The following is a 16,273-nucleotide window of genomic DNA, read 5'->3' as shown; positions in this document are numbered from 1 at the left end:
CTTTACCAATCTATTTACATTCCTAATAATGTTCCTACAATCCAACTCGATCCATAGAATACCATAAACTGTACACCAACACCTACTCCTAGGAATCGATTCAGTATACCACCAACCATCGCCATCGCAAATGTCACTGTAATTCCGACAATGCCTCCTTCATAAAAGGCTAGTAGTGTAACTATTCCAATGAACATACCGATAATTGCTTCTTGGTTAATATGTTTTAATACGAGAACAGTTGCTTTCCTCGCAAAATTCATAGAAAAAGGATAAGCAATAACAGCTGCAATAACGATTCCAATCAAACCAAATATTAAAAACTCAAATGGCTCCATCATCGTATGTAGGTTATTAACTGGTTCTGTAGTGAAAACTGGTGGCGCATTGAATAATGCCTGTGCAGGACCAATTGCCACTGGACTTAATGGAATTCCAAACGCCACGAGTGGAATGATGGTCTCAGCAATATATGTGGATTCGGTTACCCCGTTCATCGTGGAAAGACTTGTTGTCGACTTCTTGTATTGACCTTTCACTCGTGATCCGACTAGTTCGCCCATTAATGCAGTCATTCCTACTGGACTTAAAGCAAAGGTTAACGATGATAGAAAAGAAGTACCCGCCACAGCAGATGTTTGTTTTTTTGTTAATACTTTAAATGGATTTGGAAAATAACCACTCCATGATTTTTTCTCAGGAGCAAGTTTATATTCATTTTTTTCATGCCTAGTAATCATTGGACGAGCACTGCGAGACAATGCTAATAGTATATCCGTCAACATGGGCCCGATCGCAATACCAAGGAAGAAACTTATGGATAGGCTGGCTTCTAAAATCGTTGTACTTACAAGGTTCAGCCCTTGAATAACAAGGGCAAGTGGTACGATTAAAATAATACTGGCCCATCTTCCTTTAGAAAAATATCCTATCAATACAGCTGCTAATGTAAAAATAATCCCAGCATTTTCTTGGAAAAACTCGCCGAATTGACTTAAAAATACTGCAAATAAAAGCGCAACTGGCAAGGCGATAAATGCACCGATGATACCTCCTGAAATCATTTTGCGTAACGCTATATGTGGTAAGCCAATGCGTCGCATAAAGTCAGCATGCTCAAGCATTGGTGTTGCAGTTGTATCACCAGGGACTCCCATTAAAGCCGTTGGGATTGCATGGGTTAAATGCTTAGACAACACCGCAGCCATAAAGAATGCAAACACACCTTCAGGTGGAGCACCCAATAACACGACAATTAATGTCGCTGGGACAAGTACCGCTGTCTCATCTGATCCTGATATCAATCCAATTAAAGTGAAGATAATACTTCCTAAAAGCGCAAGTAGTATTGCTATCATTAATGTTTCCATTATTAATCATCCTCCTTTTTTCGTGAGGATGTCATATCTTGAGAAACTTCCTTTTCTTCTTCCATGAACATATCGTAAAATCCTTGTTCTTTCATTTCTTGTATAATAACAGGGTCATTCTTGATAGCTTCCCGTTCTTCATGTATATCAAATTGCAATTTTTCATAAACCGAAGATAACTCATCACTTGTACTAGCAGTTTCATTCAACTTCCTCTTTGGTTTAAATAAAAACGTATTGAAAATTAAACCTGCTACACTTCCAACAATTCCTAATAATAAGGAATAAGACTCTATCATTTCTTCCGCAGCAATATTCGGGAAGATAACTTCCCTACCTAGAAAAAAACCTGCTAAGCTCAGACAAACACTTATGATAATTGTCATCATCAAATGTTTTCCGTACACAGTATCTCCTATGACTTCTACATAGGATTCATCATGATTCGATGGTGATTGATCCACTTTTTATACCTTCTTTCTATCTAACACTATGAAAAGTTAGAATGTAATTCGTAAATAAATAGATTATACTATACTGGGTGAAATTATTCTAGATACTAGTACCAGATACTAATCTATAGGTTTTGGATGCTGCTACGTACGAGATATATTTGTGTTACATGTTTCTAGCTTTCATGATGTTTCTCCGTACATATATCTCTTATGTTACCCTTATTCAAGCACTCGCACTAATTCTCGCCAAATAAACTTCGCCAATCCAATATCTTTAATTTCCATCACAAACAAAAAGCCGAAGCTACTACACTTCGACTTGATTTTTACTATTCTCCTATCTTCAGTTCCTTTTTACCAGGATGAAAGATTACTTTTACAGCATCGGAAAGTCTATTGGTTATTTGATGAAATATCTCTGGCCCAGCTTCGAGTCCAAGTCGGTGAGAAATCATCGGTTTTACATTTAGTTGGCCGGTGCCCATGTAATGTAAAGCTGCATCCCATTCTTTTCCTGGAAAAGGTGCCGATAGTGCATTCCATGAGCCAAGAATTCTTAGCTCGTTTCGAACAATCATCTCGAAATAATATCGTTTTAGTGTAATATCGCCGTAAGGAATTCCTAAAAAGACTACTTCTCCACCTTTTTTTGGTAAAGCAAGTACTTGTTCACTTGTGATCGGCGAACCAGCTGATTCCACTGCAAGGTCAACACCAAGATCACCGGTATAATGTTTTACGATTTCCTCAGCATTTTCTTCCATCGGGTTTACTACAATGTCCGCACCAAGTTCTTGAGCAATTTTTAATTTGTGGTCATCAATATCGATTGCAATTACTTTTCTGGCACCGAAAATTTTAGCCCATTGTACTGCTAATAATCCAATGCTCCCGACACCCATAATAGCTACAGAACTACCTGGTGTAATTGATGTTCGGTAAAATCCATGTGCAACTACAGCGGATGGCTCAACAAGTGCTGCAGTATCATCATCAATCGAATCTGGCAATATCTTGACATGCCTTTCTGGTAGTTTCGTATATTCTGCATATGCACCTGGATCTCTTGCTCCAATTACTGTCAGGTCCACACATCTAGTTGGACTTCCTTCCTTACAGTAGTGGCAATTTCCACATGAAAAAGTAGGGCAAGCCACAACACGATCCCCTGATTTAAAATTCGTGACACTTTTTCCTACTTCCACTACTTGACCTGCAAACTCGTGTCCGAAAGTCATTCCTTCCACGTAGGGACCTAGCTTTTTATATCGAGAGGTATCTGAACCGCATATGCCTACAGCTTTTACTCGAATAATGACCTCATCATCTTTTTCAATGATCGGCTTTGGTGTATCTTCGTAGCGCAGATCCTCTACACCATACAAATTCAAAGCTTCCAAGATAAAGCTCCTTTCTATATCTAATTATTCGATTCTTTGGTAGATTTCTTTTTATTTTTAATTAGAAAGTATGCCGCTATCCCAACAACAATTGAGTTGAAAAGCAGTTGATATTCAAAATAAAATTGACTGATACCTCGCATTGATCCAAGCATAAAGTCTAGTAATGCATCAACCATGTAAATCCCTCATTTCAATAGTTTTGTTCAAGCAACCTTCCTTTTCTAATCTTGTTAATAAGAGCTTGTTGATGTTTCTCCACGGATTATTTGTACGGCACCACTAGAACCAATTCGTGTGGCACCTGCATCAATAATTGCTAGAGCATCTTCGTACGTTTTTATGCCTCCGGCCGCCTTAACTTGAATTTTCCCTTTACCGACTTCATTTAATAATCGAACATCTTCTACCGTTGCTCCGCCACCATTAAATCCAGTAGCTGTTTTCACAAAATCCGCTCCTGCACGGATGATACATTCCGTAACGTTAACTTTCTCTTCTTGGTTCAATAAAGCTGTTTCAATTATTACTTTCGTATTTAAACCGTTAGCTGCTTCTACTACACTTGCAATATCAGCCTCTACTGTTTGATAATCTCCAGATTTTAAAGCTCCTAAGTTAACAAGCATATCGATTTCTTCTGCACCGTTACGGATAGCTTCTTTTGTTTCTTCCACTTTCACATGTGTAGTTGCTCCTCCTAAAGAAAATCCAACCGGCACACCAACCTTTACATCATGCTCAGCTAACCAGTTAACTGCAAATGGTACATAATATGGTTGAACAAAAATTGTTTTAAATCCATAATCGACTACTTCCTGTACGAAACTCTCTATCTCAGACTTACTTGAAGTTGGATGTAATAATGTATAATCAATGATTTTAATTAGATCGCTCTTTTCCATAATGAATCAAGCCTCCTCATGAAGTTAATCTTGTAATGGTTTTAATAGTACTTTTATTGCTTCTCCGCCTTTTATCGCTTGGTATGCTTCATCCCATTGATCAATCGTGAATTCATGCGTCACTAATGCTTTTGCATCGACTTTCTTTTCTTTCATTAACTGAATCGATGGTTCCCAATCTGCTGATTTTTGACTTCTACTGCCCACTACTTGAATTTCTTTTTGAATGACTTTCCCCATATCAAAATTCACATGTGACTCTGGGAAAATTCCTACTTGTGCATAGCTTCCCTTTTTCCGTAGTAAGTCGAGGCCTTGATTAGCTGCGTGAATCGAACCAGAACATTCCAATACAACATCCGCTCCATAACCATCCGTTAATGTTGCAATTTTTTCCTTAATATCTTCCTCTTGAATATTGATAACATGGTCAACGCCAACTTCTTTCGCTTTATCTAGACGGATTTTGTCATTGTTAAGTCCAGACATCATAACAGTTGCTCCATAGCTTTTAGCAACCTGGGCAGCTAATAACCCAATCGGTCCCGGTCCAAGCACAACAACTAAATCGCCCTCTTTAATATTTGTTTTTTGAATGGCATGGTACGTGCATGCCAATGGTTCTGTCATCGATGCAGAACGATCATCCACTTCCTCCGGTATATGGTGAAGACTTTCTTCTCTAGCAATCAAGTAATTCGTAAATCCACCATTTTGCTGCGTGCCTAATCCTTTACGATGATTGCATAAATTATAATCACCTGTTTGACAATAGCGACACTTTCCACAAATATAAAAAGTTGTTTCTGAAGTAACACGATCACCGACTTTAAAACCAGTAACCCCTGATCCAACTTCCACAACTTCACCGGAAAACTCATGCCCTAAGGTTACTGGAGCAGCTACTTTATAATGGCCTTCATACGTATGAATATCCGAACCACAAATTCCTGCGTAGGCTACTTTTATTTTCACTTGATAATTGGATACGTCTGGTTCTTCAACATTTTGAATGTGTAAATTACCTTGTCCTAACTCTGTTTTCACTAATGCCTTCATGTTGATGTACCTCCTATAAAGATGTATACTTTTTGCCTTTACTCCCCACAAAGTTATAAGGTTAAAAAGATCGATAAGCTACTGTAGCGTAGATCCTTTTTCAATCTGAGATAAGTCATTAATTGAATAAATCAAAGAATCTCCAGATGACCCAGTTTACGATATTTCCACCTTGGTCAATACTTGATACCATCGCAGAACCTTCTGGTAAATTGATTTCTGCACTTGTTGCCATATCAGTAAATAATGGAGCAATATCCGTCGCTACGTATAAGGAAACTGCAATCATAATCGTACCTACGATGACAGAGTGAATAATATTTCCTCGTGCTGCACCGACCACAAAAGCGATAACAAATGGTATTGTTGCTAAGTCACCAAATGGTAAAACTGCATTTCCTGGTAAAATAACTGCTAGTAACACAGTCACTGGCGTTAAAATTAAAGCTGTCGCAATTACAGATGGATGTCCTAACAGAACAGCAGCATCCAAACCAATATTGATTTCACGATCACCAAAGTGTTTATTTAACCATTCACGTGCAGACTCGGATACCGGCATAAGACCTTCCATTAAGATTTTTACCATACGTGGCATTAATACCATTACGGCTGCCATGGAAATACCGATATTGATAATCTCTCCAACACCATAACCAGCTAATGCCCCAATAGCTGCACCTAGTAGAAGTCCGATAACCATAGAATCTCCAAATACACCAAAGCGCTTTTGAATAGAATCCGGATCTGCATTTAATTTGTTTAATCCAGGAATTTTTTGAAGCCCTTTTACAACAAAGATAAATGGCGCATAAGAAATAGTGCTCCCTGTTGCTACGGATACACCTGGCATGTCATAAAATTCTTCAACCATTGGTTGTGTCCAATCCGCAATTTTCAAACATACGATTTGGAAAATAGTCGCTGCAATCAACCCTTGGATAATACTATCTGACACAGCGTATACAACTGCACCCATAAATGTATAATGCCAGAAGTTCCAAATATCAACGTTCATCGTTTTCGTTGTTTTAGTAACAAGCATGATAACGTTTACAGATAAACCCAAAGGAATAATAAATGCAGCAATCGCTGATGCCCATGCAATAGATGAAGTTGCTGGCCATCCTATATCAATTACATTTAAGCTCACCCCTAACCGATCGACCATTCCTTGAGCGGCAGGGCCTAAGTTTAACGTCAATAAGTCTATTACTAGAAAAATACCTACAAATGCCACACCAATCGTCAAACCAGACCGAAATGCTTTCCCTGGTTTTTGACCGAATAATAGCCCTATTAAGAAAATTGCAACTGGCAAAATTACGGTTGCACCTAATCCTAAAAACGCTTGAATAAAATCAACAAAGCCTTGCATGATAACTCCCCCTCCACGTTTATGATAAAGCTCGACTCTGGTAGTTTAGAATCGAGCGATTTCACCTTATTTTTTAAGTTCTTCTAAAATTTGTTTCTTTGTATCTTCCACACCAATTCCTGTTAAGAAATTACGAGCATTAATAACCGGGAATGAATACTCTTTCTTCGTCATTGCAGTTGTTACTAATAAATCCGCTGTTGATTCATATGTGCTAACTTCAGCGATTTTAATTTGTTTTATATCAACTTTGATATTGTTTTCTTTGGCTAATTCTTCGATTGCATTGTTTACTACGGTAGAAGTTGCAATACCTGCGCCGCATGCTACTAGTACTTGCTTCATTACGATTCACCTCCTTTAAAGGAATATAAATTTAACTTATTTGCTATTAATTGTTTTGCATTGCGTTTATCTTTTTCCACAATTAACTGTTGCAAGAATGATTCGTCTTGAAATAGCTTCATTAAATCTTGTAGAAGTGTTAATTGAGAGTGTGGTTCATCCATTGCGAGCATAAAGACAACCTGTACTGGTGTCGTTTCTCTATCGTCTCCCATAATGACAAAGTCAACCGGTGATTTTAGAACACCAACACTAATCGTTTTTCTGTTCACGTGTTTTGCATCGGTATGCGGAATAGCAACCGAAACACTTGTTGTTGGCAATCCTGTAGCAAACTCTTTTTCACGTTCTACGATTGCAGGTATAAAGCTTTCCTTTACGTATCCCAGATCTACAAGATTTCGTCCCATTTTTTCTAATACTTGCTCATTTTTTTCTACATCTAAATCTAGTAAAATAACATCTTCCTCAAAATGTAATTCACTCATTTATGTCACACCCCTACCTTCACTTTCTTTTGCTGTAATTAACTTCCCGTAACATAAGCTTCAATTAATTGGTGAATATATTGCTTTGAATTAGCCTGAACAAGTTTAGGTAATATCGTCTCAGATGAAGCAACCTTCATTAATTGCATTAAAGCATGTATATGTTGTTGTTTATCCACAGCCGCAATCATAACCATAAGTTTAATTTGATGTCCTTCTTCTCCATATTTCACACCATTTTTTATCCGAAGTAAGCTCATTCCTACTTGTCTTACCCCATCCTCTGGGGCAGCATGAGGAATCGCTACATGCGGTCCGATGGCAATATAGGAATCTTCTTGAGAATGTTGAATCGCAGCTTCTACGTAATATTGCTCAATATGCCCTGATTTCAGTAGTGGTTCAGCACAAAGACGAATTGCATCTTCAAAAGATGGAACTGCCTCCCTGAGCGTAATATATTCCGGGATGAGAAATTCATGTAAATCCAACTCTATGGAAGTGCTCAATTGTCTTGTTATTGCCGCATTTTCATCTCGATGAATATATGCATATAGTTCTTTTCTTAATTGCTTTTCATCATTTACATCCGCATACTGCCCAATTGTTTTTAAGATGTCATCCACATTAATTTCGTTTGGAATATAGTCATACACTTCTAACATTACTTGCTTGCGTAATCGTTGTTTATCTTCTGGACGTAGCATTGTTTTTGATATAAACAGATTCTTCTCCGTCTCTAAAGCGATTGGTGAAAAAACAACATCATACTCTAGCCCGTAGGTTAAAAATTCTCGGACTGATAATGAATCTAAGAATACGAACTCCGGGAAAAGTTCTTTTAATTGATGGAACATTAACCTTGATACAGAAACCCCCTGCGGACATACAACAATTGCCTTTACTTTCTCCGTCATACTTTCTCCTTGCATATGCATCCAACCACTGACAAGCATAACAATGTAAGTAATTTCATTTTCAGGAATCTTACTTCCCATTACTTCACTAATTGGATCTAATGCCCGTTTAATCAAATGTCGAATTTGTTCAAATTCTTCATTGTACGTGCTCTCAAATACGATTGCATCGGTTAATTTGTACTTAATCCGATAATAAGCAGGAGTGAGATGCTGCAATAGTTTATCTATTAGCTGCTCACGATCCTGAAAGATAATGCAGGCATTTTTTTCAAATAGTCGAACCATTTTATCAATCGCTGGTACTAAATCTGGGATAGAATCTTCTATTAAAAGTTCATTACGATGCACACTGCCAGTTAATAAATTTAATGTAATAAATAACTTCTCTGGAACTGGAAGACTCTTATCATATAAAATTTCTTCTGTTGCTTGGTATTCCTTTGTATTGGATAATTCATCATAGCGAATGGATAATGGCTGAATCTGGAACCCTTGTCGAATCCGTCGTAATATTAAAGAAAAAATAGTTGGCATCGTCATTAATTTTTCATCTGTAAATTCGATATTGAGCTTATTTTCCACTCTTTCTAAACGGCGGTGGAATTGTTCAAGTAAACTACCTTCGAGTTGCAGTACCTCATGTAACTTTTCCTTTTCATCGGAATGAAGAATAATGTCATTCGCTAACCAAATCATTACTTTTCTAGCTTGAAATTCATCTCCTTCAATTTGGTATCCATCTTTACGTGAATACTGAATAGCTAATTGATAGGAATCTAATTGCTTCTGGGCTTGTTTCATATCATTTAAAATCGTATTTTTACTAACGAATAACTTCGATGTAAAATGTGCTAAGGATAACGGTTCTTTACCACCAAGGATCATAATTAATAGAAACTTCACTCGATCCACTTCCGACAAAATCACTTCATTGTTTGATATTGGTGAGACTCTTGATGTTACCGTGGCAGTAAGTATGGACTGATCAATAATAAATTGACCTTTGCGTGTGCGCTCAATCTCTGGTAATTGACTCTCCGTTAACCAATGATTTATTTTTTGAAAGGTGTAGCCTAACTGCCGACGAGAAAGATTGTACTTTTCTGCTAATTTCGAGCTTGTGACACTTGTATCTTTAATTAATTCATTAAAAATTTGCTCTTCTCTTTCTCCCAACACGGTTGCTGACCTCCTTTGATATTTATCATAACAGTTGATTTTTCAGCAATGTATACGTTTTCATCACAAATATTAGAATCATCATTGTACAATATTGTGATGATTAGAAATAGATTACAACATTATTGTTTTGAAGAATACTAATAATGTCGTATTTCATCGAATTTTCTTTGTTAATATATGGGTCATGGATAGTGATTTAGCTTTAAAACTCTCTTGAGAAATATACTGCGCTTATCCTAATGGCGACTGCAGAGCCTCCGGATACTCCGTATTCCGGGGTCTCGTCTAGGCTAGGCCAGCTTCTCATAGGACAAAGAAGAGCTCTACAGCATTACATCGCACGCAGAAAATCGATTTTTGATTTTCAAGGAGTCTCCGTATATTTCTTACGCTTATTCTAGCTTTTATCCGTTTTTATTGAACAAAAACTTTTAGTTATCTTCTATCTTTAGACAAAGAGCTACGAACCTATTTTTACTCTCATTTAAGGGGCATAACGACAATGCCTTTACAATTTCCGTTGCATAAAAAAAGAACTGTCGTTATGACAGCTCTTTCTGATTTTTATTTATTCAATATTATTCTTGCATTGCTAGAGCGATGGCACCTTTTACTCCTTGATTATCATTAAGTGCTGGTGCAACGATCAGCTGATTAACATCTTTTACTTCTATATAATCATTTAATAGATTGATAAATTGCTTACGTATCATCGGATACAATTTTTCTTGTTTCATTACTCCCCCGCCAATAATAATTTTTTCCGGCGATAGAATTACAAAATAATTCATGATTGCTTGTGCGAGGTAATATGCTTCTAATTTCCAAACGTCATCTTGTTCAGCTAAATTCGTACTTTTTTTACCGTAACGCGTTTCAATAGCTGGACCTGCGGCAAGTCCTTCTAAACAGGTATTATGACTAGGACAAGCACCTTCAAAAGAGTCTTCAGGGTGTTTTTGAATCAGAATATGCCCCATTTCTGAATGATCGTACCCTTGAAAAATGATTCCATTTTGTACGAAACCTGCTCCAATTCCTGTCCCAACAGTAATATAAAGACAACTTCCAGCATCTTTGGCAACTCCATAATTATATTCACCTAGCGAAGCAACATTCACATCCGTATCGATAAAAACAGGTATTTTTAGACGACTTTTTAAATCTTGCAATAATGGGAAATCCCGCCACGCCAATTTAGGAGTCTTCCCGATTGTGCCATAATGTTCACTTACTGCCCGCAAATTAATAGGACCAAACGCTCCAACACCGAGACGTTCTACTTTATGTTCTCGAAAAAACACATCTACTTGATTTAGTGTCTCATCTGGAGTAGTGGTAGGAAAAGTTATACGTTCTAAAATTTCACCATCTTGACTGCCTATAGCACAAACAAATTTTGTACCACCTGCTTCAATAGCTCCAATTCGCATGGATTTTTTTCCTCCTCAACTAGTTAACTACTTGTAAAATCTGATTCTCGCCAGCTATTACTTTCGTTGCTTTAAGAGTTTTAACTTCTCGTACATCAGCAGTATTGGAAATGATGATAGGTGTAATACTACTGGAAGCATTTTCTTCAATGAGTGCTATATCAAAGCTCATTAATGTATCGCCGACTTTTACTCTATCTCCATCATTAACATGGGCAGTAAAACCTTTTCCATCTAAGTTAACAGTATCTAATCCAATATGTATTAGAATCTCTGCATCATTTTCTGTTTGAATACCAATTGCATGTTTAGTTGGAAATACTTGTATAATCTCACCATCAACAGGGGAAACTACTTCCCCTTCAGAAGGCTTCACTGCAACACCATCACCCATCATCTTTTGTGAAAAGACTGGGTCAGGAACATCTTCTAATGGTATGATTTCACCCGTGATCGGTGCAACTATCGTAATTTCTTTTGGTTCTTTCTCTTTCTTTTTAAATAATTTCTTAAACATCTTTCATTTCCCCTTCTGCTTGTATAATATCGTAGATGAACGTTTACATTTGCTATTCTATCTAATTCTCAAAATAATAACTATATTATACTAGCTTTATCATTTTCCCAACAACTTTAACTATCTTTCTATGCTGTTTCAAAGTGTATTTTTTAACAATATACTATTAAATATCCTCTATTCTTATTGGCTCTGGTTTTCGCTTGTCAAATGTATAAATATAGGAAAACCCAGCTTCTTTTGCCATTTTCACTGCTTCATTAAAATAATTTCCTACCGTTTCTACTCGGTGTGAATCCGAGCCGATCGTTAATATTTCCCCACCGATTTGTTTGTATAGCTTCAACAACTCAATCCGCGGAAAAGTTTCTCCGACCGTCTGACTTGCTAATCCAGATGTATTTATCTCCAGTCCAATACCTCGCTCCACTGCTCGATGAAGTACATGACGAATAATCTCTTCCATATCTTTTAGTTTATAATTTCCGATTTTAGCTATCGCGTAACGTTTCAATAAATCAAAATGCGCTAAAACATCTATATCTGCATATGTTACTAGTTTTAATATTTCTTCAAAATAACCTAAATAAGCTGTGTGATTTTCTTTATCAAATAAATAATGTCTCAATTTTTCTTCTTTGATATTATGTATAGATCCTAATATAAAATCAAATTCAACCACATTTAATGCTTCCTTATATTCATCCTTCATCAAGTGCGGTTCACATAGTTCTATCCCCATCTTAATATTGAGCTTATCTTGCCATTTCGATTTTGCATGTTGAATATCTGAAATATATTTTTTGAAATCCATATGTCCATATGTTGGTGCTTTCGGATTCACTGAAAAATGCTCTGTAAAACAAATTTCATCGATACCTTTCTCGACTGCCTTCGCACATACTTCATCCATAACTGCTTTAGAATCAAAAGAATTATTTGTGTGATGATGATAATCAATCCAGTACATCCAATACCTCCTTTATTCTTCTTCTTTATAGACTACCTTATTTTTTATAAAAGTTATATAAATCAGTTTTTCTATGAACTGTTACGTTGATGATTATAGAGAAAACCTGGCTTCTTGATAGTAATGGAAGATGGCGACTCCTGCAGGAATTGTACGAGCTAAATATCCATTTGAAAAGTGTTCTTCTTTAAGTAAAACAATATAAGCTCTGTATTAATTTTCATTTACTCATTATTTCTTCAAAGTGTAGTAAAAATGAAGGTTACAATCTTTTCCGTTACACAACGGAAAAAGAATCGATATATTTGTAACCGTTTTCTTATTACAATAGAACTATAGATAGACAAACACAAGGAGGAAATCAACGATGAAACATATTCTATTAGCTTGCTCATCAGGCATGTCGACGAGTTTACTTGTATCAAAAATGGAAGAAGCAGCTGCCAAACAAGAAATGGAAGTAAAAATTTGGGCCGTTGCTCAAGATAAAGCTTTTTCCGAATTAGAAAATGCAGACGTTCTTTTAATTGGTCCACAGATGCGATTTCTTAAAAAGAAGTTCGAAAAAGCTGGTGCAGAAGCTCAAGTACCAATCGATGTTATAGATCCAGTAGCTTATGGACGAGTTGATGGAGAAGCTGTGTTAAACAAAGCAATATCATTAATGTCATAACTTACAACAAGAATTGCTCCTAGAGAGAACAATAATGACAAAAAGGGGGAATTACAATTGGAAAACAATAAGTTTATGCAAATGTTAGAGAATTTTTTACTTCCGATTGCAGATAAATTAAATAACAACCGTTATTTATCTGCTTTACGGGATGGATTTATGGTAGCATTACCTCTCATTATCTTTGGATCTATATTTGTCGTAATCGCAAACTTGCCATTCTTAGACAAACTATTAGGAGAAAGTGCATTTGCCGCCTATCAAGATGCACTTGGACCAGCTTCAGCTTCCACATTAAGTATTATGGGATTATTTGTTATTATAGGGATAGGTTATAAATTAACAGAACATTATGAAGGGGAAGCAATTTATGGTGGTGTGGTAGCGATTGCTGCATTCATTATCCTTACACCGCAAGTATTGGAAGGAGTTGCTGGAGTTATCCCTTCTGCGGCTCTTGGTGCACAAGGAATGTTCTTAGGGATATTTACAGCTTTTATATCTGCAGAATTTTATCGATACTTTGTAAAAAAAGATTGGATGATCAAAATGCCTGCAGGAGTTCCATCAGCTGTAGCAAAATCATTCAGTGCACTCATTCCAATTGCACTGACTCTAACCGTATTTCTTGTAATTCGAATAGCAGTGAGTTTTACACCTTTTGATACGGTTCAAAATTTCATATATACGATTATTCAAGAACCATTAACACAATTAGGTAGTGGTCTTCCAGCAACCATTGTAGCTGTGTTACTCATACAACTTTTCTGGTTTTTTGGACTGCATGGACAGATCATCGTCAACTCAGTATTTGACCCAATTTGGTATACCTTAAACGAACAAAATTTATCTGCTTTCCAAAGCGGAATAGAACTGCCAAATATTATAACGAAGCAATTTATTGATTCATTCTTAGTTGGTATGGGTGGATCAGGGATGACGCTAGCAGTAGTAATCTTAATCATATTAATTGGACGTAGTCGACAATTAAAAGAGCTCGGTAAATTAGGTGGACCCCCAGGAATATTTAATGTAAACGAGCCGATTATCTTTGGATTGCCAATTATTATGAATCCATTGGTGCTCATACCATGGCTGATTGCTCCTGTAGTAGTCACAATAATCACCTATATTTCCATGTCGATTGGGATTGTTCCTAAACCTGCTGGAATTATTGTCCCTTGGACGACACCACCATTATTAAGTGGATTTTTAGCAACTGGTAATGCATGGCAAGGAGCTGTGTTACAAGCAGTAAACTTATTAATCGTAATGGGAATATGGTGGCCATTCTTAAAAATCTTGGATAAAAACTACTACGAAAATGAAAAAACTAGCGATAGCAATACTGATTCAGTGAAAAGAACTTCATAAATCAGGATGTCTAGCTAATACAGAGGTGATGTACATGAATCAGACACAATTAACAGAAACAGCATTTCAAATCATCCTTTATGCAGGCAATGGAAAATCAAGTGCGATGGAAGCAATCCAAGCTGCAAAGGAAGGCAATTTCACAGAAGCAGATACACTTATCCAAACTGCAAGTGATGAATTAACAAATGCGCATAACTTTCAAACGAAACTATTACATGATGAAGCAAATGGAGATAAAAAGGACATCAATCTTATCCTTATTCATTCACAAGATCATCTAATGAATGCAATGACCATTAAAGATTTAGCTATCGAAATTATTGATATTTATCGAAATAAGTAGTGGAGGTATTACTATGACGGAGCAAAACTATCAATTTCCTGACGGATTCTGGTGGGGCAGTGCAACTTCAGCAACACAGATCGAAGGAGCTGCAAATCAATATGGAAAAGGACAAAATATATGGGATCATTGGTATAACGTACAGCCTGAACGATTTTACAATCAAGTTGGCCCAGAACATACATCTGACTTTTACCATCGCTATAAAGAAGACATTGCTTTAATGAAAGAATTTGGACATAACTCGTTTCGTCTATCCATTTCTTGGTCGCGATTAATCCCAGATGGGATTGGTAATGTAAATGAAGAAGCTGTTTCCTTCTATAATAATGTTATCGATGAATTAATTGCCAATGATATTGAACCTTTTGTTAATCTATTTCACTTTGATATGCCCCTGCCAATGCAAGAAATTGGTGGATGGGAAAACCGTGAAGTTATTAAAATGTATCAACAATATGCGAAGAAGGCATTTGAACTATTTGGCGATCGCGTAAAAAGATGGTTTACCTTTAACGAACCAATTGTACCAGTTGAAGGCGGATATTTATATAATTTTCATTATCCAAATGTAGTGGATGCAAAAAGAGCAATCCAAGTTGCCTACCATACTATAATTGCTCATGCGACTGCAGTTCAAACATTTAGAGAATTGAATGTTACAAATGGAAAAATTGGCATTATCCTAAACCTAACACCTTCTTATCCAAGAAGTGAACACAAAGCTGATCAAAAAGCTGCGCATATCGCTGATTTATTCTTTAATCGCAGCTTTTTAGATCCTGCTGTACTTGGCGAGTACCCAGAAGATTTAATTAACCTTTTAAAAGAACATGATCACCTTCCGCAATCAGAGGATGGGGATGCACTACTAATCAAAGAAAATACGATTGATATTTTAGGTGTGAATTACTACCAACCTAGAAGAGTAAAGGCAAAAGAGTATTTGCCGAATCCGTATAGTCCTTTTATGCCTGATTGGTTTTTTGATTCCTATGAAATGCCAGGAAGGCGTATGAATGAATATCGTGGATGGGAAATCTATGAAAAAGGAATCTATGATATTATGATCAATCTAAAAGAAAATTATCATAATATCGAATCATTTATTTCAGAGAATGGGATGGGTGTTCAAGGAGAAGAACGCTTTCTTGAAAACGGACAAATTCAAGATGATTACCGTATCACCTTTATACAAGATCATTTGAAGTGGCTACATCAAGCAATCACTGAAGGTTGTAATGCAAAAGGCTATCACCTTTGGACTACAATGGATAACTGGTCATGGTCAAATGCTTATAAGAATCGCTACGGTTTCTTTTCTGTAAATATTGATACGATGGAAAGAACTCCAAAGAAAAGCGCCTATTGGTTTAAACAAATAAGTGAACAAAATGGATTTCAGGCATAGTTATAAATAAAGAATAGATAGAAGGAGTTGTTTTCATGATACAAAAC

Annotated in this window: 17 protein-coding genes; 4 read left to right on the top strand and 13 right to left on the bottom strand. The window is 36.5% G+C overall.

The features are described from left to right. Positions 1-14: 14 nt before the first annotated feature. From AQ616_RS07955 to AQ616_RS07900, 13 genes are all read right to left on the bottom strand, one after another. The gene (locus AQ616_RS07955; RefSeq protein ID WP_017797926.1) at positions 15-1,370 is read right to left on the bottom strand and encodes a tripartite tricarboxylate transporter permease; all 1,356 of its coding nucleotides are present in this window, start codon (positions 1,368-1,370) and stop codon (positions 15-17) included. Between the two features lie 2 nt (positions 1,371-1,372). Further along, complete coding sequence (locus tag AQ616_RS07950; RefSeq protein WP_017797927.1) at positions 1,373-1,834, bottom strand: hypothetical protein; 462 nt, start codon at positions 1,832-1,834, stop codon at positions 1,373-1,375. 320 nt (positions 1,835-2,154) lie between these two features. Beyond that, complete coding sequence (locus AQ616_RS07945; RefSeq protein WP_069685479.1) at positions 2,155-3,225, bottom strand: galactitol-1-phosphate 5-dehydrogenase; 1,071 nt, start codon at positions 3,223-3,225, stop codon at positions 2,155-2,157. A gap of 20 nt (positions 3,226-3,245) precedes the next feature. After that, positions 3,246-3,404 (bottom strand): hypothetical protein, encoded by a 159-nt coding sequence (locus AQ616_RS19585; RefSeq protein ID WP_168156634.1) that lies wholly within the window; start codon positions 3,402-3,404, stop codon positions 3,246-3,248. Between the two features lie 54 nt (positions 3,405-3,458). Then, a complete protein-coding gene (deoC, locus tag AQ616_RS07940; protein ID WP_069685478.1) occupies positions 3,459-4,130 on the bottom strand; it encodes a deoxyribose-phosphate aldolase in 672 nt (223 codons plus the stop codon). A 24-nt stretch (positions 4,131-4,154) separates the two neighbouring features. Further along, the gene (locus AQ616_RS07935; RefSeq protein WP_069685477.1) at positions 4,155-5,189 is read right to left on the bottom strand and encodes a zinc-binding dehydrogenase; all 1,035 of its coding nucleotides are present in this window, start codon (positions 5,187-5,189) and stop codon (positions 4,155-4,157) included. A gap of 118 nt (positions 5,190-5,307) precedes the next feature. Continuing rightward, complete coding sequence (locus AQ616_RS07930; RefSeq protein ID WP_069685476.1) at positions 5,308-6,567, bottom strand: galactitol-specific PTS transporter subunit IIC; 1,260 nt, start codon at positions 6,565-6,567, stop codon at positions 5,308-5,310. A gap of 66 nt (positions 6,568-6,633) precedes the next feature. Further along, positions 6,634-6,912 (bottom strand): PTS sugar transporter subunit IIB, encoded by a 279-nt coding sequence (locus AQ616_RS07925; protein WP_069685475.1) that lies wholly within the window; start codon positions 6,910-6,912, stop codon positions 6,634-6,636. Next, entirely contained in the window at positions 6,912-7,400 is a 489-nt protein-coding gene (locus AQ616_RS07920; RefSeq protein WP_069685474.1) for a PTS sugar transporter subunit IIA, read from the bottom strand. Before AQ616_RS07920 ends, AQ616_RS07925 begins: the two co-directional genes overlap by 1 nt. A 38-nt stretch (positions 7,401-7,438) precedes the next feature. Further along, a complete protein-coding gene (locus AQ616_RS07915) occupies positions 7,439-9,499 on the bottom strand; it encodes a BglG family transcription antiterminator (RefSeq protein WP_069685473.1) in 2,061 nt (686 codons plus the stop codon). 581 nt (positions 9,500-10,080) lie between these two features. Then, positions 10,081-10,935 carry an ROK family protein gene (locus AQ616_RS07910; RefSeq protein WP_069685472.1) on the bottom strand — a complete coding sequence of 285 codons (855 nt, stop codon included), beginning with the start codon at positions 10,933-10,935 and terminating at the stop codon, positions 10,081-10,083. Between the two features lie 19 nt (positions 10,936-10,954). Continuing rightward, positions 10,955-11,452, bottom strand: a complete 498-nt coding sequence (locus AQ616_RS07905) for a PTS sugar transporter subunit IIA (RefSeq protein ID WP_017797937.1) — start codon at positions 11,450-11,452, stop codon at positions 10,955-10,957. A 166-nt stretch (positions 11,453-11,618) separates the two neighbouring features. Then, positions 11,619-12,422, bottom strand: coding sequence for a histidinol-phosphatase HisJ family protein (locus AQ616_RS07900; protein ID WP_069685471.1), 804 nt, complete (start codon positions 12,420-12,422; stop codon positions 11,619-11,621). A gap of 367 nt (positions 12,423-12,789) precedes the next feature. On the opposite strand from AQ616_RS07900, the gene AQ616_RS07895 reads away from it, so the two are divergent. Genes AQ616_RS07895 through AQ616_RS07880 form a run of 4 tightly spaced genes read left to right on the top strand, consistent with a single transcriptional unit; the run spans position 12,790 to position 16,226 of the window. After that, complete coding sequence (locus tag AQ616_RS07895; RefSeq protein WP_069685470.1) at positions 12,790-13,095, top strand: PTS sugar transporter subunit IIB; 306 nt, start codon at positions 12,790-12,792, stop codon at positions 13,093-13,095. Between the two features lie 57 nt (positions 13,096-13,152). Beyond that, positions 13,153-14,469, top strand: a complete 1,317-nt coding sequence (gene celB, locus AQ616_RS07890) for a PTS cellobiose transporter subunit IIC (protein ID WP_240490479.1) — start codon at positions 13,153-13,155, stop codon at positions 14,467-14,469. Between the two features lie 34 nt (positions 14,470-14,503). After that, positions 14,504-14,815: a PTS sugar transporter subunit IIA gene (locus AQ616_RS07885; RefSeq protein ID WP_017797942.1), complete on the top strand. Its 312-nt coding sequence runs from the start codon at positions 14,504-14,506 to the stop codon at positions 14,813-14,815. Positions 14,816-14,828: 13 nt separating this feature from the next. Continuing rightward, positions 14,829-16,226, top strand: coding sequence for a glycoside hydrolase family 1 protein (locus AQ616_RS07880; RefSeq protein WP_069685469.1), 1,398 nt, complete (start codon positions 14,829-14,831; stop codon positions 16,224-16,226). The last annotated feature ends 47 nt before the right edge of the window (positions 16,227-16,273 follow it).

This window comes from Oceanobacillus sp. E9, assembly GCF_001741975.1.
GTDB classification, from domain to species: domain Bacteria; phylum Bacillota; class Bacilli; order Bacillales; family Amphibacillaceae; genus Oceanobacillus; species Oceanobacillus kimchii.
The sequence above is the reverse complement of the archived record's forward strand: the minus strand, read 5'-3'. Positions and strand labels throughout refer to the sequence as shown.

Bases quoted from the DNA above. Each gene is read 5' to 3' on its own strand.
- AQ616_RS07900 (WP_069685471.1), bottom strand. From the start codon at position 12,422: ATGTACTGGATTGATTATCATCATCACACAAATAATTCTTTTGATTCT.
- AQ616_RS07895 (WP_069685470.1), top strand. From the start codon at position 12,790: ATGAAACATATTCTATTAGCTTGCTCATCAGGCATGTCGACGAGTTTA.
- AQ616_RS07920 (WP_069685474.1), bottom strand. From the start codon at position 7,400: ATGAGTGAATTACATTTTGAGGAAGATGTTATTTTACTAGATTTAGAT.
- AQ616_RS07905 (WP_017797937.1), bottom strand. From the start codon at position 11,452: ATGTTTAAGAAATTATTTAAAAAGAAAGAGAAAGAACCAAAAGAAATT.
- AQ616_RS07930 (WP_069685476.1), bottom strand. From the start codon at position 6,567: ATGCAAGGCTTTGTTGATTTTATTCAAGCGTTTTTAGGATTAGGTGCA.
- deoC (WP_069685478.1), bottom strand. From the start codon at position 4,130: ATGGAAAAGAGCGATCTAATTAAAATCATTGATTATACATTATTACAT.
- AQ616_RS07955 (WP_017797926.1), bottom strand. From the start codon at position 1,370: ATGGAAACATTAATGATAGCAATACTACTTGCGCTTTTAGGAAGTATT.
- AQ616_RS07880 (WP_069685469.1), top strand. From the start codon at position 14,829: ATGACGGAGCAAAACTATCAATTTCCTGACGGATTCTGGTGGGGCAGT.
- AQ616_RS07925 (WP_069685475.1), bottom strand. From the start codon at position 6,912: ATGAAGCAAGTACTAGTAGCATGCGGCGCAGGTATTGCAACTTCTACC.
- AQ616_RS07885 (WP_017797942.1), top strand. From the start codon at position 14,504: ATGAATCAGACACAATTAACAGAAACAGCATTTCAAATCATCCTTTAT.
- AQ616_RS07910 (WP_069685472.1), bottom strand. From the start codon at position 10,935: ATGCGAATTGGAGCTATTGAAGCAGGTGGTACAAAATTTGTTTGTGCT.
- AQ616_RS19585 (WP_168156634.1), bottom strand. From the start codon at position 3,404: ATGGTTGATGCATTACTAGACTTTATGCTTGGATCAATGCGAGGTATC.
- AQ616_RS07935 (WP_069685477.1), bottom strand. From the start codon at position 5,189: ATGAAGGCATTAGTGAAAACAGAGTTAGGACAAGGTAATTTACACATT.